Source organism: Caballeronia zhejiangensis (genome assembly GCF_022879815.1).
Classification (GTDB): domain Bacteria; phylum Pseudomonadota; class Gammaproteobacteria; order Burkholderiales; family Burkholderiaceae; genus Caballeronia; species Caballeronia zhejiangensis.
The window spans coordinates 1,322,418-1,340,230 of sequence record NZ_CP084284.1 but is presented as its reverse complement, the minus strand read 5'-3'; the positions used below and the strand labels follow the sequence as shown (position 1 = coordinate 1,340,230).

Genomic DNA, 17,813 nt, shown 5'->3' with positions numbered 1-17,813 from the left:
CCCGTTTCGTTTTACGAGCTCGTCACTTCGCAGGCTGCGCTGCGGGATCGTCGTACTGCGGCAATCCCTGCGCCTTGCTCGAACTCGCCGACGGCTGAGTCTTCGGCGCATTCTCTCCCGGCGCAGGCGATTTCCCGCCGACGCCACCGGCCGGCGATGCCGCCGCGCCCGGATCCACATACGTCGGCAAGCCTTGCTCCGTGCTGCCGCCGCCGGTTTCGCCCGGCGCGCTCGCGCCTTCGGGCGCCGATGCGCCTTCGTCGCCGTAGTCGGGCAGCGAGCTCGCGCCGCCGCCCGTCAGCAGATACTGACGCCGCTGCGTATACGCGTCGCGCACGAACGCGTATTTGTCGAGGGCGGCAGCGGAAAGCAGATCGGTCGCGCCGATCAGGTCGGCCCGCGCGCTCACGAAGTTCAGGCCGAAGAGCGGCCAGCGAATCTCCGCATCGGAATAGCTCAACGGATTCACGCGCCAGTCGACGAGCCACGTCGTCGAGTCGCGGAACGAGCTCGGGCCGAGCAGCGGCAGCACCAAATACGGTCCCGATGGCATGCCGTAGTGCCCGAGCGTCAGCCCGAAATCCTGATGATGCTTCGGCAGACCCGCCGGCGATGCGATATCGATCAGACCGCCGATGCCGAATACCGAGTTCATCGCGATACGCATCAGATCTTGCGTCGCATCGGTGATCTTCAACTGCAGCAGGTTGTTCGCGAAGTTGGAGAAATCGCCGAGATTCGAGAAGAAGTTGCTGACGGCCGTGCGGAACGGGCTCGGCGTGTAATCGACGTAGAACTGCGCGACCGGCTTGGCGACATAGGTATCGAGCGTGTCGTTGAACGTGAAGATCTTGCGGTTCATCGGTTCGAGCGGATCCTTCGGATTGCGATCCGGGCCGGTCGCGCATCCCGTCGTCGCGAGCGCGCCCACAATCGCGAGACTCAAGCCCAATTTACGCACAGCACGAGCGGTCAAAGCCGTCGATCCCGACTTCATTCTTCAATTCCTCTTAGGTTGTCATGTCGTTGCGCCGCCCTGAGCTTCGCGCGCGCCGCCGCGCGCACCTTGCGCGGCTTGCCCATCAATACCGGCTGAAAGACCACCGCACCGATCAGCGTGCAAAAGAGCGACAGCGCCAGCAGCCGTCCCATGCTGGACGTGCCCGGATGATGGGAAAACCACAGGCTGCCGAATGCGGTCGCGGTCGTGGCCGCACTGAACATAACGGCATGCGTGAGACTGGACTGAAGCAGCCGGGTCTGGCCGGAACGCCACGCCATCACGAAATAGATCTTGAAGGCGACGCCGACGCCCAGCATGAGCGGCAACGCGATGATGTTCGCGAAGTTGAGCGGCATCCTGAAGACGACGCACAATTCCAGCGTGACGATCGCGGAAACGAGCAACGGTACCAAAGTTCTCAGAACGTCGCCAAAACGGCGCAGCGCGATCCACAGCAGCACCGCGATCGCGATCAGCGAATAGAGCGCCGCCTGCTCGAACGCCTTGATGATCGTTTCCGCCGAATGACGCACGGAGATCGGCCCGCCGATCGCGTTCGGCTCGGCTTTCTGCACGGCATCGGCGAAGTGCGCGAGCAGCGCGTCGTCGTTGGGATCGACGCCAGGCGGAATCTTCGGCGCGACATCGACGAGCGCCTGGCCGTTCGGCGTCACGAACGACGCGACCATGTGCGGCGGCAGCGTTTCGCGCGTGATCTCCGCCGGCGTGAGCAGCGCGCGCAATTGCGCGAGCGCGATACGCAGCGGCTCGGCCATCGCATGCTCGGCGCGATCGCGCGTCGCGGCGTCGGCTTGCGCCAGCTTCGCGAGCGTTTCGGACAGATGCTTCGCTTCCTTATCGCCCGGACCGGGATGCTCGTCGGCGGCGAGCGAGAGCTGGCTCGATACGCGCTTCAACGCCGCCACGCGCACGGCGTCCGTCACGGGCGAGGCCGTCTGCTGATCGAGCGCGGGCAAAAGCTGATCGGCGGCGGCCTCGATCAGTTCGAGCTTCTTCGGCTGATCGCCGGGAATGAGCGACGAGAGCGTCGTGGCGCTGCCGACTTCCGGCAGCTTCTTCAGCTTCGCGGCGATGGCATCCGCATCGGCGAGCGAGGGCGCGAGCACGGCGACGTCGTTCACCGCGCCTTCCGGCGAGTCCTGCAGCGAGATGAGCGTCGCCATCGACTCGGTGTGCGGATCCTTCAGATGCAGCGGATTGAAGTCGAATCGCAGATTGAAGAGCAGCGGCAGCGCGCCGATCACGATGACGAGCGTGCCGATCAGCACCGGCTTGCGATGCCTGTCGAGGAACTCGTCGACGGGCGCAAGAACCGGAAAGCCCGGCGATTGCGCTTCGCCCGGCGGCGCGAACACCTTGATGAGCGCGGGCAGCAGCGTCATGTTGGTGGCATACGCGACGAACATGCCGACGCCCGCGATCAGCCCCAGCTCCGACACGCCGCGATACGCGGTCGGCAGAAACGAGAAGAAGCTCGCGGCGGTCGCGGCGGCGGCGAGCGTGAGCGGCACCGCGACATGGCGCGCGGTTTCCGCGAGCGACACATCGAGCCGCTTGTGCTTGTAGCGCTCTTCGCGATACTTCACGCCGAACTGGATGCCGAAGTCCACGCCGAGTCCGACGAAGAGCACCATGAACGCGACCGAGATCATGTTGAGCGCGTGGACCATCATGAGTCCGAGCGCCGCCGTGATCGCGAGCCCGACGAAAAGCGTGATGAACACCGCGAGGATCATGCGCTTGGAACGCAGCGCGACCCAGAGGATCATCAGCACGACGAGGAAGGTCAGCACGCCGTTGAGCACGGCGCCGTCCTGCACGGACGCGAACTCTTCGTCGGCGAGCGGCTGCGCGCCCGTCAGATGCAGCGTCGCGCCGTACTTCTTGTCGATGCCGAGTTCCGCCGCCTTCGCGCGAATCTCTTCCGAGGTGCCCGCCGCCGCCTTCAGCGCGTTGAAGTTCAACTCCGGCAACACGGTGACAAACGCGCGCCCGGGCGCATCGTTCGGCGATGAATCCGCGAGGCCGCGCCATGAGAACGCCGCCGGCTGATTCGCCAGCACGCGATCGAGCACGGTCGCGCTCTTGCCGAGCAAGCCGGCCATCTGGCCGAGATTGACCTGTCCGAGCGTCAGCGGCAGGTTGAGCGTGGTGTTGAGCGTCTGCGCGAGGCCGGTGAGCGTCGGGTCGTGCGCGAGCGTATTGATGAGCGGACGCGCCTGCACGAGCTGTTTCGTGACCTGCTCGACCTTCTCCGTCGGGAGATAAAGCAGTCCGTTGTGCTCGAAGAACTCGCCGCCCGCCGGTTGCGACACCGACCTGAAGCGCTCCGGCTCTTTCGCGAGCGCGGCGGCGAGCGCGCTTGCGGCGGCATCGGCGAATTCCTGCGCGGGCGCCTGAACGACGATCAGCAATGCCGCGCCGCGCTGCGGAAACGCTTCCTCGATGGCCTTGCTGCGCGCGGCCCACTCCGGCTCCGTCTCGATCAGCTGGCTGACGTCGGTGCTGATCTTGAAGTGATGGACGACATAAATCGTGGACAGCACGCCGAGCAGCAGCGAAACGGCGATAATCCACGCCGGCCGGCGAATGGCGAGGGTGACGAAGCGAGTAATGTTGGACGTCAGCATGAAGACGTTACCTGGAGTGCCTGTTATTTTTGCGCGCGCGAGCGCGTGAATCGCATGATGCCGCGCAAGTATACCGGGCGCACTGAACGGTCCGTCCTTGAACTGTTACGCTGGCAAGGTGTCGATATACTGACTCGCAGCCGCCTGGCCGCTCCTGCAACGTCCGAAGGCCGCACTACCCGCGCCACCAAACCTGATTAGAGAACGGGTGCCATGAAACGCTATCTGTCTATTTGCTTCGCTTTCCTCCTTGCCTCGATGTCTTTCACAGGCGAGGCATTCGCACAAACGAGTCCCGATGCCGTCGTCAAGAATGCCGTCGAAGGCACGGTCAAGGCCATGAAGGCCGACCCGCAGGCGCGCGGCGGCGACATGGCGAAGATCACGCAACTCGTCGAGACGCGTTTCCTGCCCGCCACCGACTTCCAGCGCACGACGCGCATCGCGGTCGGCAAGGCGTGGGCGACCGCCACGCCCGAGCAGCAGAAGCAGCTTTACGACCAGTTCCAGACGCTGCTGGTCCGCACCTACGCGGCATCGCTCGCGCAGCTCCGCGATCAGGACGTGACCTTCAGGTTCGACGCGCCCAACGTCGACGCCAACGCGAAGGACACCGTCGTCGAATCACATGTCATTTCCACGGGCGGCGACAATCCGGTGCGCTATCGCCTGCAGAAGACCCCGCAGGGCTGGAAAATCTATGACATCGACATGATGGGCGCATGGCTCATCCAGGTCTATCAGCAACAATTCGCCGGTCAGCTGCAAAAGGGCGGCGTCGACGGTCTCATCAAGTTCCTTTCCGAGCATAACGCCCGTTCCGCGGGCTGATCGCCCTCTGTCAGGGCGGGCCGGGCTTCAGGTGCGGCGGTGCTCCACCGCGAATTTGATGAGTTCGGCCTGTCCGTCGATATCCAGTTTGCGCTTCATGTTCTGTCGATGCGTTTCCACCGTCCGCACCGACAGCCCATGCTGCTGCGCAATCTGCTTGCTCGATAAGCCTTCGGCGAGCGCATCCAGAATGTCGAGTTCGCGCGGCGTCAGGCGTTCGAGCGGCGTCTGCATCGACTGTGCCTGGATCATGCGCGCGGCCAGCCCGGCACTGAAAAACGTCTTGCCGGCGAGCACCGCGCCGATCGCCTGAATGATCTCGGCGGCGGGCGAATCCTTCAGCACGTAGCCGCTCGCGCCCGCGCGCACCGCCTGCTTCACGTATTCCACGTTGTCGTGCATCGACAGCATCAGCACGCGGATACCCGGATGCCGCTCGTGGAACAGCGCCGCGAGTTCGATTCCGCTCATGCCGGCCATGCCGACGTCCATTAGCGCGAGATCGGGCGGATTCGCTTCGTCGGCGGCGAGCGCGAGCGCTTCCTTCGCGTTGCCGGCCTCGCCGATCACGCGCAGATGCGGCACGGAGTCGAGCCGCGCGCGCAAGCCGTCGCGCACGAGCGGATGGTCGTCGACCAGAATGATGCGGGCGATTTCAGCGCTCATCGGTATGTCCTTGAAGATTCGGTGCGGCGAGCGGCAGCGGTACGCGCGCCACGATCGACGTGCGGCCCGGCTGCGAGTCGATCGCGAGCGTGCCGCCGAGCGTGTCGAGCCGCTCGCGCATGTTGCGCAGGCCGATGCCGCTCGCCGGATCGGAAAACGCGTCGTGCGCGTCGAAGCCGCGGCCGTTGTCGGTGATGTCGAGCGTGACGGCGTGCGTCGCGATATCGAGCGTGACCGCCGCGCGCGAAGCCTGCGCGTGCCGCGCGACGTTGGTCAGCGCTTCCTGCGCGATGCGGAAGAGCACGGTATTGACGGGATCGGGCAGCGTCGCGCGTTGCGGTGCACAAGGCTTGCCCTCGGCGGTCGCTTCGAAGCGCACTTCGGGGCCGTCCTGTCCGTCGAATTCGCGCGCGAGCTGTTCGAGCGCGGCGGCGAGGCCGAGATCGTCGAGCATCGCGGGACGCAGCGCGTGCGAGATGCGGCGCACTTCGCGCAGCGTGCCGGAAAGGCGTCCGAGGCTCGTCGCGAGCGCGGCTTCGGCGGTCGGTTCGCGCGCCGCGCTCCGTTCGAAACGCGCCAGCGCCGATTCGAGGAGCAGCTTCACGGAGACGAGCATCTGGCTGATGCCGTCGTGCAATTCGCGCGATAGCCGCGCGCGTTCCTGTTCCTGCGAATCGACGACTTGCCGCGCGAGGCGCTTCAACTTCGCGTCCGCGCTGCGGTGCTCGCTGATGTTGAGCACCGCGCCGCACACCGCGATGATCGCGAGCCCGAAAAGCGCGATCGCGCCGATCCACATGAGCGTGCGGCGGATATTCCCGGCTGCCTGCGAATCGATGCGCGCGAGCGTCGTCTCGACATCTTCCAGATAGATGCCCGTGCCCATCATCCAGCCCCAGCGTTCGAGCGGCACGACATAGCCGAGCTTCGGCGCGATCAGTCCGGTCGACGGACGCCGCCACACGTAGCGCACATAGCCGCCGCCTTTCGACGCCTGTTGAATCAGCTCCTGGATGGTCAGCGCGCCGTTCGGATCGCGCATGAGCCAGAGATCGCGTCCGACGAGATCCGGCTGGCGCGGATGCATCAGCGACGTGCCGCGCATCGTGTAGACGAAAAAGTAGCCGTCCTGCCCGAAGTCGAGACGTTGAAGCGCATCGAGCGCGAGGCGGCGGCGTTCGTCGTTGCTGCGCGGATCGTCGGCGGGTGCGTCGTAATAAGGCGCGATCGCGCTCGTCGCAATCTCGACGTAATGGCGCAGTTCGATCTCCTTGCTCGACAGGTACGCGGCCTGCGTCGTGTCGTGCTGCGCTGCTGCGAGCGCTTGCGCCTGCTGGCGCACGCCGTAGGTGATGCCGCCGATCGCAAGCGCGAACGGCACGATCGCGAGCAGGAAAATCTTTGCCTTGAGATTCATCGATACAGGGTGTTCACATTCGAAGCCGCGGCGCGCCGCTTGCTGGAAACACAGGGTTTTCCGCTACGTGAAGCCACGTAGCGCGCATAAGTAGTTATGCGCTTGTAAGCGCCCGGGCGAAAGCGAATACTACCGCCCAATGCGCTATCACGGCGCAATCATCGGCCCGGAAGGGTCAATAACTAAGGAGACGCCATGAATCGGGCTTCCGGATTCCTGGTCTGGATCGCGCTCGCGCTACTGGGCGCGTTCGCATTCGGCACCATCGCGCTCGCGCACGGCGAGCGGATCAGCGCACTATGGATCGTCATTGCGGCGGTCTGCGTCTATCTCATCGCTTACCGCTTCTACTCACGCTTCATCGCGACGAAAGTGCTGCAGCTCGACGGCCTGCGCATGACGCCGGCCGTTCGTCACAACGACGGTCTCGACTACGTGCCGACCAACAAGTACGTGCTGTTCGGCCATCACTTCGCGGCGATCGCGGGCGCGGGTCCGCTCGTCGGCCCGGTGCTGGCGGCGCAGATGGGCTACACGCCCGGCATGCTGTGGATTCTCGCGGGCGTGGTGTTCGCGGGCGCGGTGCAGGACTTCGTCGTCCTGTTCATCTCGACGCGCCGCGATGGCCGCTCGCTCGGCGATCTCATCAAGATGGAACTCGGCACCGTGCCCGGCGTGATCGCGCTGTTCGGCGCGTTCCTCATCATGGTGATCATTCTCGCGGTGCTCGCGCTGATCGTCGTGAAGGCGCTGACGAATTCGCCGTGGGGCACGTTCACGGTTGCCGCGACGATTCCGATCGCGCTCTTCATGGGTGTCTATACGCGCTACATTCGCCCGGGACGCATCGGCGAGGTTTCCATCATCGGCTTCGTCGGTCTGATGCTCGCGATCGTGTACGGCGGACAAGTCGCCGAATCCGCGACGCTCGCGCCGTACTTCACGTTCACCGGCGTGCAGCTCGTGTGGATTCTGATCGGCTACGGTTTCGTGGCGTCGGTGCTGCCGGTATGGCTGCTGCTCGCGCCGCGCGATTATCTGTCGACGTTCCTCAAGATCGGCACGATCCTCGGCCTCGCGATCGGGATTCTCATCGTCGCGCCCGAACTGAAGATGCCGGCCTTCACGAAGTTCGTCGATGGCACGGGTCCCGTGTGGTCGGGCAATCTGTTCCCGTTCCTCTTCATCACGATCGCATGCGGCGCGGTGTCGGGCTTCCACGCGCTGATCTCGTCGGGCACGACGCCCAAGATGATCGACAACGAAGTCAACATGCGCTTCATCGGCTACGGCGCGATGCTGATGGAATCGTTCGTCGCGATCATGGCGCTCGTCGCCGCGTGCGTGATCGAACCGGGCGTCTACTTCGCGATGAACAGCCCGGCCGCGCTGCTCGGCTCGACGCCCGAAGCGGTCGCGCAGACCGTCTCGGGCTGGGGCTTCGTGCTGACGCCCGACATGCTGACGTCGACGGCGAAGGCGGTCGGCGAGACGACCATCGTCGCGCGTGCCGGCGGCGCGCCGACGCTCGCGGTCGGCATGGCGCACATTCTTCATCAGGTGATCGGCGGCCCGGCGATGATGGCGTTCTGGTATCACTTCGCCATTCTGTTCGAGGCGCTGTTCATCCTCACCGCCGTCGATGCGGGCACGCGCGCCGGCCGCTTCATGCTGCAAGACTTGCTCGGCACGTTCCATCCGGCGCTGCGCCGCACGGAATCGCTGCCGGCCAACCTCGTCGCGACGGGCCTGTGCGTCGCCGCGTGGGGCTACTTCCTGTATCAGGGCGTGGTCGATCCGTTCGGCGGCATCAACACGCTGTGGCCGCTCTTCGGCATCTCGAATCAGATGCTCGCGGGCATCGCGCTGATGCTCGGCACCGTGGTGCTGTTCAAGATGAAGCGCGAACGCTATGCGTGGGTCACGCTCGTGCCGACTGCGTGGCTGCTCATCTGCACGTTGACGGCCGGCTGGCAGAAGATTTTCGATGCGAATCCGAAGGTCGGCTTCCTCGCGCACGCCGGCAAGCTGAAGGACGCCTACGACGCGGGCAAGGTGATGGCGCCGGCGAAGTCGCTCGCGGAGATGCAGCGCATCATCTTCAACGATTACGTCGATGCGGCGCTTGCCGGCCTGTTCATCTTCGTGGTGTTGAGCATCGCGGTATATGGCGTGCTGGCCGTGCTGCGGGCGCGTCGCGAAGCGAAGCCGACCGTGCGCGAAACGCCGTTCGAAGCGATGCCTTCCGGCGCTTCCACCGCGGTGCGCGCGGGCCACTAAGGAGTCGAGCGATGTTCAGCGATCTTCGGCAGGCAGGACGGTATCTCGGCCAGACGATGCGTCTGATGGTCGGGATGCCCGATTACGACGCATATGTCACGCACATGCAGACGACGCATCCCGACAAGCCGGTGATGAGCTACGCGGAGTTCTTCCGCGAGCGGCAGGAGGCGAGGTACGGGTCGGGAGCGGGGAAGTGCTGCTGAGTTGATGCTGCTGGGTGGTGATTGAAGATAACGCGACGGTGAGAGCCGTCGCGTTTTTTTTGGGCGCTGCGCGAGGTGCGATCCAGCCGACCGCATGATAGTCGCGACGGCGCGTTCGCTATCCGCTCCGCTGGTGACCAAGGACCGGCAGATTCGAAGCTACGAACACGTCACGACGATTCGGTAGCAGAGAAAACAAAAAGGGCGAATGACCCAAGCCATTCGCCCTTTCCACGCTCCGTTCAACCGAAGCTCAATTCACCGCCGCCGCCGTCTTGGCGCCCTTGTTCTTCTGCGCGCGGCCGATCTCTTCCAGCTTGATCTCGACGTGCTTCGAGAACACGTACTCGGCCGGACGCTGCTTGTCGATCGGCAGATCCTTCGCGAACGCGCCCGTCGTGCGCGGGCCCGACAGCGCGATCTTCGCGGCCTTCAGCGGATGCGCCACCGTGTCCATCACGGCGGTCGCCTCGAAGCCGCAGTGGACCATGCAGTCCGCGCACTTCTCGTACTTGCCCGTGCCGTACTTGTCCCAGTCGGTGGTTTCCATCAGTTCCTTGAAGGTCTTCACGTAACCTTCGCCGACCAGATAGCACGGCTTCTGCCAGCCGAACACCGTGCGCGCCGGGTTGCCCCACGGCGTGCATTGATACGTCTGGTTGCCCGCGAGGAAATCGAGGAACAGCGTCGACTGGCTGAACGACCAGTTCTTGCCGTTGTTGCCGCGCTTGAAGATTTCGCGGAACAGGTTCTTCGTCTTTTCGCGATTCAGGAAGTGCTGCTGATCCGGAGCGCGCTCGTAGGCATAGCCCGGCGAAACCGTGATGCCGTCCACGCCGATCGGACCGAGCGTGTCGAAGAACTTCGCGACGCGTTCCGGCTCCGCATCGTTGAACAGCGTGCAGTTGATGTTCACGCGGAACCCGCGGCGCTTCGCTTCCTTGATGGCCGCGACAGCCTTGTCGTACGTGCCCGGCTGCGAAACCGAGTGATCGTGCGCCTCGCGATCGCCGTCGAGATGCACGGACCAGACGAAGTACGGGCTCGGCTCGTAATCGTCCATCTTCTTTTCCATCAGGAGCGCGTTCGTGCAGAGATACACGAACTTCTTGCGCGCCATGATGCCCTTCACGATCTGCGGCATTTCCTTGTGCAGCAGCGGCTCGCCGCCCGCGATCGACACGACCGGCGCGCCGCATTCGTCGACGGCTTCGAGGCATTCCTGCAGCGACAGACGCTGGTTCAGGATCGGATCCGGATAGTCGATCTTGCCGCAGCCGTTACAGGCGAGATTGCAGCGGAACAGCGGTTCCAGCATCAGCGCGAGCGGGTAACGCTTGGTGCCCGTCAGGTGTTGCTTGAAGATATAGGCGCCAACGCGGGCCTTCTGGAGCATCGGGATAGACAATTGTGTCCTCTCCTTATTCTTCGCGAACCGCGGCTGCCGCAACGGCGGCGACCGGCTGAGTGAGCTTCGCGGGGAGTTTGAATTCGACCTTTTCCTCGCGGCCGTTCATCGTCGTGACTTCGACGTGTCCGAACGCGCGCAGGGCATCGATCACATGTTTGACCATTTCCTCGGGCGCCGAAGCGCCCGCGGTGATGCCGACCGTTTGCACGTCGGCAAACCATTCCGGCTTGATCTCCGAACCGTCCGCGACGAGATAGCTCGGAACGCCGCTCTCGGCGCCGATTTCCCGCAGGCGGTTCGAATTGGAACTGTTGGTGGCGCCGACCACGAGCAGCACATCGACTTGCGTGCTCAGCTCGCGCACGGCGGCCTGGCGATTCTGAGTCGCGTAGCAGATGTCGCGCGTGTCCGGGCCGACGATATCCGTGAAGCGGCGCTGCAAGGCATCGATGATGCCGCGCGTGTCGTCCACGGAAAGCGTCGTCTGCGTGACATAGGCGACGGGCGTATCGGGCGCGAGCGTCATTGTCGCGACTTCGGCTTCACTCTGCACCAGCACGACGACGCCGGGAATCTGCCCGATCGTGCCTTCGACTTCCGGATGACCCGCATGGCCGATCAGAATGAGCGTGCGCCCCTGCGATACATACTGGCGGCCCTGCACATGAACCTTGGTGACGAGCGGGCAGGTCGCGTCGAGCACGTCGAGCCCGCGCGTCCGCGCATCTTTCTCGACGCTCTGCGCGACGCCGTGCGCGCTGAAAATCGCGACCGCGCCGTGCGGCACTTCATCGAGTTCTTCGACGAACTTTGCGCCCTTGCTGCGCAGGTTGTCGACCACATGACGGTTATGAACGATCTCGTGACGCACATAAACCGGTGCGCCATGCCGTTCGAGGGCCCGATCGACGATTTCGATCGCACGGACCACGCCCGCACAAAAGCCGCGGGGTTGAGCAAGGATGATACGCATATTCGAACGAACTCCGACTGGCGCGGGTCTCGGGTTAGCCGGCGCGAAGCTCGCACTTTCCCGAAGACCTGGCCACGAACGACGCTCGGAAGCGTCAGGAAGGCCGGGGAAAGCAGACCGGAAAAAAAGACACGGTGGGATCGGTCTGCGCGCCGAAGTTGACCGCGTATTCTAACGCGTTCCCTTTTTGGGTGCTCAATGCCCGCTTCACTTCGCGACGCGCTTCGGCACACGCAAATACGGCGATTTTGAGAACCCAGTAAACTGTCGGACGCTTCGGACCGCATGGCGTCGAGATCCGCGCCACGCGCCCTTGCCGCGCGGCCTCGCGGAGCGGCTCGCCGCGCTGTTTCCCTGGTGTATTTTTCGCGCAACGCCGGGTCGATCGCGCCATCGGCTGCGCCACTGTTTTCAAGCTAATCGTTTACTCATGCTATTGATCGCCTGGCTGTCTTTCTTGATCTGGATCGTGCTGCTGTTCGCCCGCGGCGGATTCTGGCGCGCGCAACCCGCGCCGGCGCTATCCGATACGACGATCCACGCCGTCGGCAACGCCGAGATCGCGCGCCGCGGCGCATGGCCCGCGCTCGTCGCCGTCGTGCCTGCGCGCAACGAAGCCGACGTCATCGGCCGCGCGGTCGGCTCGCTGCTCAAGCAGGACTATGCGGGCGCGTTCCATGTGATCGTCGTCGATGACCACAGCACCGACGGCACCGCGAACGTCGCGCTCGCCGCCGCCCGCGATCTCGGCCTCGAAGACCGTCTGACGATCCTGACCGCGCAGCCGCTGCCGCCGGGCTGGTCGGGCAAGGTGTGGGCGCAGTCGCAGGGCATCGGCGCGATCGACAAGCTCGGCCTGCCCGCGGAATTCCTGCTGCTCACGGACGCGGACATCCACCATCCGGCCGATGCCGCCACGCAACTCGTCGCGCGCACGATTCTCGAAGACCGCGATCTGGTCTCGCTGATGGTCCGTCTGCGCTGCGATTCCCTTTGGGAAAAGGCGCTGATTCCGGCGTTCGTCTTCTTCTTCGCGAAGCTTTATCCGTTCGAATGGGTCAACGACGCGAAGAAGGCGACCGCCGGCGCGGCAGGCGGCTGCATGCTGGTGCGCCGTTCGGCGCTCGTGGAGGCGGGCGGGATCGAATCGATCCGGCAGGAACTGATCGACGATTGCAGTCTCGCCGCGCGCATCAAGCATCGCGCGGGCCGCAACGACGCGCGCCCGATCCGCCTCGATCTCGCCGAGCACAGCGTGTCGCTGCGTCCGTACGATAGCTGGCGGGACATCTGGAACATGATCGCGCGCACGGCGTTCACGCAATTGCGCTATTCGCCTCTGCTGCTTGCCGGCACCGTGCTCGGCATGGCGGTGATCTATCTCGCGCCGCCGGTGCTCGCGCTGGCATACGGCGCGAGCGCGTGGCCCGCATGCGCCGCGTGGGCGCTGATGTGCATCGCCTATGGTCCGATGCTGCGCTACTACCGCAGATCGCTGTTGTGGGCGCCGCTCCTGCCGCTCGTCGCGTTGTTCTACGTCAGCGCGACGATCGGCTCGGCCGTGCGGTACTGGAGCGGGAAGGGCGGGCAATGGAAGGCGCGCGTGCAGGCGCCGACGCAGGAAGGTTCGTAAACGCGGCTTCTCACTTCTTCGTCAACATGGCATACAGCTCGATGACCATGTTCGGCGAGAACGTGAACGGCACCCAGCCGTGCCCGGCGTGGCGCAAGACCAGCAGGCGGTCGCCGTTCGCGTATTTCTGCGTCGCCATGACGGGATTCTTCGTGGCGGCGAAGCGCCATCCCGGTGCAATGCCCGCAGGCTGATCCGGCGACATCGACGCGCGCACGTTCGACAATTCCTCGATCAGTTCCGACACACCTTCCGGGCTCAGCTTCACCGTCTTGCCCGCGATCGTCATTTCGACCGCATCGCGCTCCGGGCGCGACACGACGAGCGTCGGGGGCTCGTTCAGCGCGGGCGGTTCGGCGGGCGCGTCGGCATCGACCGGTTCGCGCACATCGCGCAAAGCGGGCGGTTCGTCCGATACGGCGGGCGGAGCGGCAGGCGAGCCGGCGGATGAGCGCGCAGATGCGGCAGCGGTCTGAAGGAGCGTATCGAGGCTCGACTCCAGCGCGCCGAGCTGGTCTTGTAGATTCATGCGAGTGTGTCTGTAACGTGCGTGCTAGCAGTGAGGCCCCGATTCTACCCGCTGGACTTCTCCGATACCGCCACACCTTGTAACGAAATGCACGCAACCGTGTGTCAGACGACGCGCTCGCCGAGGTTTTCGAGTTCGGTGCGCACGCGCGTCAGCACGTCGGTCCAGTCGCCGCGCTTCGTCTGCGTGAAGAGGCGCATGTCCGGATACCACGGCGTGTCGTCGCGATCGCGCAGCCACCGCCAGCAGCCCGCGAAGCGATTCAGCAGCCAGACGCGCTTGCCCATCGCGGCGGCGAGATGCGCGACCGACGTATCGACCGCGATCACGAGATCGAGTCCGTCGATGAGCGCGGCCGTGTCCGCGAAGTCGCCGACGCGGTCCATCCAGTCGGCGATCTGGCCGGCGAACGCGGGCGGCAGTTGCTTGTCGGCGTGCTCGGCCTTTTGCAGGCTGATCCATCGCACGCCGCGATACGAGAGCAGCGGCGCGAGCGTTTCCGGCGCGATGCTGCGCCGTTTGTCGCCGCGCGAATGCGTGTGGCCGCCCGCCCAGACGAGACCGACCGCCGGCATCGAGCGCTCGCCGATTCGTTCCGCCCAGAAACGCGCGCGTTGCGAATTGGCGCGCAGATAGGGCGTCGGCGCGGGAATATTGCCGATGCGCGTGCCGAAACACATCGGCAAGGACATCAGCGGGCAATGGTGCGTCCACATGGACAGATCGACGGCGTCTCCGTCGACGAGAACGATGTTCGGCCAGCGCGCGCACAGCGATTCTTCGAAGAGCCGCCGCAGCGGCGCCGGACAGACATAGCCGACGCGCGCGAAGCGTTCCAGCGCCATCGGCAGGTAGCGGCAGAATTGCAGCGCATCGCCGAAGCCTTGTTCGTGCAGCACGAGCAGGCTCGCGCCGGCGGGAAGCGGGCCGCCGCGCCAGAGCGGAATCGGCAACTCGGGCGCGCGTGCGCCGAGCGTCTGACCGCCCGTCTGAAAGCTTGCCCAACGGTGCTCGAAATGCGGCCATGCTTCGTCGTAGCGTCCCGCCGCGAGCAGCGCATGGCCGAGATTGCTGTGCGCTTCGAGGTTGTCCGGATCGAGCGCGATGGCGGCTTTCGTATGCTCGATTGCCGAGTCGAGATCGCCCAGACGGTTGAGTACCGCGCCCAGATTGTTATGCGATGCCGCGTGATCCGGCCGATGCCCGAGCGCTCGCCGATAACTCTGCGCCGCCGCTTCCATCTGCTCGTCGAGTTGCAGCGCAAGTCCGAGGTTGAACCAAAGCAGGGCGATGTCGCCGTAATCCGGAAAGCGCTCATCGGCGATGCGCAGTCCGAGGCGCGCGCTTTGCGCCGCGGCCGGGAAATCGCGCAGGTGCATCTGCGTCACGCAAAGCGAGTTGCAAAAGCCCGGATGCGCGGAAAGTTCGATGGCGCGTGCGAGCCACGTTCGCGCGTCTTCCGGCTTGCGCAGCGCCAGCGCGATCAGGCCGCGCAGATGAAGCGCATCGGCGTTGCGCGGATTCTCGGCGATGGCTTCATCGGCCAATTCGACGGCGATGCCAAACGCGTGCTCCGCATAAGCTCGACTGGCGCGCTGGATGAGATCGTTCTGCATGAGGTTTCCTGTCGGGGCGGACAGTGTATGCAGAGGCGAACCGGCGTCTGTAAAGATCGTTGGATGCGGCGCGCGCAAAAAAAAACCGGCATGCCCGAAGGCGATGCCGGTTTCATCACCGAAGCGCGAAAGAACGCGCTCCAGCCCAACTTACTTCGCGCGCACCTGTTCGAGCGCGGCATTGAACGTCTTGCTCGGACGCATCACGGCTTCGAGCTTCTTCTCGTCCGGCTTGTAGTAGCCGCCGATATCCACCGCATTGCCCTGCACGGCGGCGAGTTCATCGACGATCTTCTGCTCGTTCTCGGCCAGCGTCTTTGCGAGCGGCGCGAACTGCTCGGCGAGCGCCTTGTCTTCCGACTGCGACGCGAGTTCCTGCGCCCAGTACATCGCGAGATAGAACTGGCTGCCGCGATTGTCGAGCTGGCCGGTCTTCGGCGACGGGCTCTTGTTGTTGTCGAGCAGCTTGCCGGTGGCCGAATCGAGCGCCTTCGCGACGAGCTTCGCACGCGCGTTGTCGTTCTTGATGCCGAGCTCTTCCAGCGACACCGCCAGCGCGAGGAATTCGCCGAGCGAGTCCCAGCGCAGATGGTTTTCCTGCACGAGCTGCTGAACATGCTTCGGCGCCGAGCCGCCCGCGCCCGTTTCGTACAGGCCGCCGCCCGCCATCAGCGGAACGATGGAAAGCATCTTCGCGCTCGTGCCGAGTTCCATGATCGGGAACAGGTCGGTGAGGTAGTCGCGCAGGATGTTGCCCGTGACCGAGATCGTGTCCATGCCGCGGATCACGCGTTCGAGCGTGTAACGCATCGCGCGCACTTGCGACATGATCTGGATGTCGAGGCCGGTCGTGTCGTAATCCTTCAGGTACGTCTCGACCTTCTTGATGAGTTCGGCTTCGTGCGGACGATACGGGTCGAGCCAGAACACGGCCGGCGTGCCCGAGTTCTTCACGCGCGTGACGGCGAGCTTCACCCAGTCGCGGATCGGCGCGTCCTTCACGAGGCACATGCGCCAGATGTCGCCCTTCTCGACTTCCTGCGTCAGCCCTTCGAGGACTTCGCCCGTCGCGTTGTCGACGATGCGCGCCGTGCCGTCTTCCGCGATCTCGAACGTCTTGTCGTGCGAGCCGTACTCTTCCGCCTTTTGCGCCATCAGGCCGACGTTCGGCACCGTGCCCATCGTCTTCGGATCGAACGCGCCGTTGGTCTTGCAGAAGTTGATGATTTCCTGATAGATGCGCGCGAACGTGCTTTCCGGAATCAGGCACTTCGTGTCTTGCGGACGGCCGTCGGCGCCCCACATCTTGCCGCCCGCGCGGATCATCGCGGGCATGGATGCGTCGACGATCACGTCGTTCGGCGCGTGCAGGTTCGAGATGCCCTTGGCCGAATCGACCATGGCGAGCGCCGGGCGCTTCTCGTGGCACGCGTGCATGTCGCGGATGACTTCATCGCGTTGCGATTCCGGCAGTGCTTCGATCTTCGTGTACAGATCGACGAGACCGTTGTTCACGTTGATGCCGAGCTCTTCGAAGAGCTTGCCGTGCTTGGCGAACGCGTCCTTGTAGAACACCTTCACGGCGTGGCCGAAGACGATCGGGTGCGAGACCTTCATCATGGTCGCCTTGACGTGCAGCGACAGCATGACGCCCGTGTCGAACGCATCCTGCATCTGGTCTTCGTAGAACTCGACGAGCGCCTTCTTGCTCATGAACATGCTGTCGACGATCTCGCCTTCCTGCAGCTTGACCTTCGGCTTCAGCACGATGGTTTCGCCGCGCTTCGTCACGAGTTCCATGCGCACTTCGCGGGCTTTATCGTTCGTGATGGACTTTTCGCCGTGATAGAAGTCGCCGTGTTTCATGTGCGCGACGTGCGTGCGCGACGCCATGCTCCACTCGCCCATGCTGTGCGGATGCTTCTTCGCGTAGTTCTTCACGGCGAGCGGCGCGCGGCGGTCCGAGTTGCCTTCGCGCAACACCGGGTTCACGGCCGAGCCGAGGCACTTGCCATAGCGCGCGCGGATGGCCTTTTCTTCGTCGTTTTTCGGCTCTTCGGGATAGTCGGGCAGCTTGTAGCCCTTGCTTTGCAGTTCCTTGATCGCGCTCGTCAGCTGATGCAGCGACGCGCTGATGTTCGGCAGCTTGATGATGTTGGTGTCGGCGTCCTGCGTGAGTTCGCCGAGCTTCGCGAGGTTGTCGGGGACCTTTTGCTCGTCGGTCAGGAATTCGGGGAATTCGCCGAGGATGCGGGCCGCGACGGAGATGTCGCTCGTCTCGACGTTGACGCCCGCCGGCGCGGTGAAGGCACGGATGATCGGCAGAAAGGCGCTGGTCGCGAGCAGCGGAGCTTCGTCGGTCAGGGTGTAGATGATGGTGGGTTGCTGATTACTCATCGCTTGTCTCGACATCCGAAAACAGGTTGGAAAAAACCGCCGGCCTCGTCACCCCTCCGGCAACAAACCGCTATTCTGCCTGATTTTGCAGGGCGCGCGTGTGAATTTCGGCTTGCGAAATTGGCCAAAACGGGCGTTTTTCTTGCGAATTCAATGACTTAATTTTTTTCGAGTCTTATACAAGAGTTGCTGTCTTCCGG

At 64.3% G+C, this 17,813-nt stretch carries 14 protein-coding genes and 1 pseudogene; 5 read left to right on the top strand and 10 right to left on the bottom strand.

The window, feature by feature from the left end:
• Positions 1–22 precede the first annotated feature (22 nt).
• Positions 23–997 carry an MlaA family lipoprotein gene (locus LDZ23_RS20735; RefSeq protein ID WP_008354274.1) on the bottom strand — a complete coding sequence of 325 codons (975 nt, stop codon included), beginning with the start codon at positions 995–997 and terminating at the stop codon, positions 23–25.
• Complete coding sequence (gene hpnN, locus LDZ23_RS20730) at positions 994–3,654, bottom strand: hopanoid transporter HpnN (protein WP_008354275.1); 2,661 nt, start codon at positions 3,652–3,654, stop codon at positions 994–996. The genes LDZ23_RS20735 and hpnN overlap by 4 nt, the downstream gene beginning before the upstream one ends.
• Positions 3,655–3,867: 213 nt before the next feature.
• On the opposite strand from hpnN, the gene LDZ23_RS20725 reads away from it, so the two are divergent.
• On the top strand, positions 3,868–4,485 hold the full coding sequence (locus tag LDZ23_RS20725) for an MlaC/ttg2D family ABC transporter substrate-binding protein (protein ID WP_244808171.1): 618 nt from the start codon (positions 3,868–3,870) through the stop codon (positions 4,483–4,485).
• Positions 4,486–4,512: 27 nt separating this feature from the next.
• On the opposite strand, the gene LDZ23_RS20720 is transcribed toward LDZ23_RS20725, so the two are convergent.
• Positions 4,513–5,151: a response regulator gene (locus LDZ23_RS20720; protein WP_008354278.1), complete on the bottom strand. Its 639-nt coding sequence runs from the start codon at positions 5,149–5,151 to the stop codon at positions 4,513–4,515.
• Positions 5,141–6,568 (bottom strand): cache domain-containing protein, encoded by a 1,428-nt coding sequence (locus tag LDZ23_RS20715; protein WP_008354279.1) that lies wholly within the window; start codon positions 6,566–6,568, stop codon positions 5,141–5,143. Before LDZ23_RS20715 ends, LDZ23_RS20720 begins: the two co-directional genes overlap by 11 nt.
• Before the next feature lie 195 nt (positions 6,569–6,763).
• On the opposite strand from LDZ23_RS20715, the gene LDZ23_RS20710 reads away from it, so the two are divergent.
• The 3 genes and pseudogenes from LDZ23_RS20710 to LDZ23_RS20700 form a co-directional block, all read left to right on the top strand.
• A complete protein-coding gene (locus LDZ23_RS20710; protein ID WP_008354280.1) occupies positions 6,764–8,848 on the top strand; it encodes a carbon starvation CstA family protein in 2,085 nt (694 codons plus the stop codon).
• Positions 8,849–8,859: 11 nt separating this feature from the next.
• Positions 8,860–9,054: a YbdD/YjiX family protein gene (locus tag LDZ23_RS20705; RefSeq protein ID WP_008354281.1), complete on the top strand. Its 195-nt coding sequence runs from the start codon at positions 8,860–8,862 to the stop codon at positions 9,052–9,054.
• Between the two features lie 79 nt (positions 9,055–9,133).
• Positions 9,134–9,241: pseudogene (locus LDZ23_RS20700) on the top strand (PIN domain-containing protein); the annotation flags it as partial.
• 66 nt (positions 9,242–9,307) lie between these two features.
• Here LDZ23_RS20700 and hpnH read toward each other — a convergent pair.
• The 3 genes from hpnH to LDZ23_RS20685 form a co-directional block, all read right to left on the bottom strand.
• Positions 9,308–10,462, bottom strand: a complete 1,155-nt coding sequence (hpnH, locus tag LDZ23_RS20695) for an adenosyl-hopene transferase HpnH (protein ID WP_008354282.1) — start codon at positions 10,460–10,462, stop codon at positions 9,308–9,310.
• A 13-nt stretch (positions 10,463–10,475) separates the two neighbouring features.
• Positions 10,476–11,438: a 4-hydroxy-3-methylbut-2-enyl diphosphate reductase gene (ispH, locus tag LDZ23_RS20690; RefSeq protein WP_008354283.1), complete on the bottom strand. Its 963-nt coding sequence runs from the start codon at positions 11,436–11,438 to the stop codon at positions 10,476–10,478.
• Positions 11,439–11,532: 94 nt separating this feature from the next.
• Positions 11,533–11,853, bottom strand: a complete 321-nt coding sequence (locus LDZ23_RS20685; protein WP_152563215.1) for a hypothetical protein — start codon at positions 11,851–11,853, stop codon at positions 11,533–11,535.
• A gap of 15 nt (positions 11,854–11,868) precedes the next feature.
• On the opposite strand from LDZ23_RS20685, the gene LDZ23_RS20680 reads away from it, so the two are divergent.
• Positions 11,869–13,071: a glycosyltransferase gene (locus LDZ23_RS20680; protein ID WP_008354285.1), complete on the top strand. Its 1,203-nt coding sequence runs from the start codon at positions 11,869–11,871 to the stop codon at positions 13,069–13,071.
• Between the two features lie 10 nt (positions 13,072–13,081).
• On the opposite strand, the gene LDZ23_RS20675 is transcribed toward LDZ23_RS20680, so the two are convergent.
• The 3 genes from LDZ23_RS20675 to LDZ23_RS20665 all read right to left on the bottom strand — a co-directional run bounded on the left by LDZ23_RS20675 (position 13,082) and on the right by LDZ23_RS20665 (position 17,613).
• Positions 13,082–13,600, bottom strand: a complete 519-nt coding sequence (locus LDZ23_RS20675) for a hypothetical protein (protein WP_008354286.1) — start codon at positions 13,598–13,600, stop codon at positions 13,082–13,084.
• Positions 13,601–13,704: 104 nt separating this feature from the next.
• Positions 13,705–15,216, bottom strand: coding sequence for a tetratricopeptide repeat-containing glycosyltransferase family protein (locus tag LDZ23_RS20670; protein WP_008354287.1), 1,512 nt, complete (start codon positions 15,214–15,216; stop codon positions 13,705–13,707).
• Between the two features lie 150 nt (positions 15,217–15,366).
• The gene (locus tag LDZ23_RS20665) at positions 15,367–17,613 is read right to left on the bottom strand and encodes an NADP-dependent isocitrate dehydrogenase (protein ID WP_008354288.1); all 2,247 of its coding nucleotides are present in this window, start codon (positions 17,611–17,613) and stop codon (positions 15,367–15,369) included.
• Positions 17,614–17,813 lie beyond the last annotated feature (200 nt).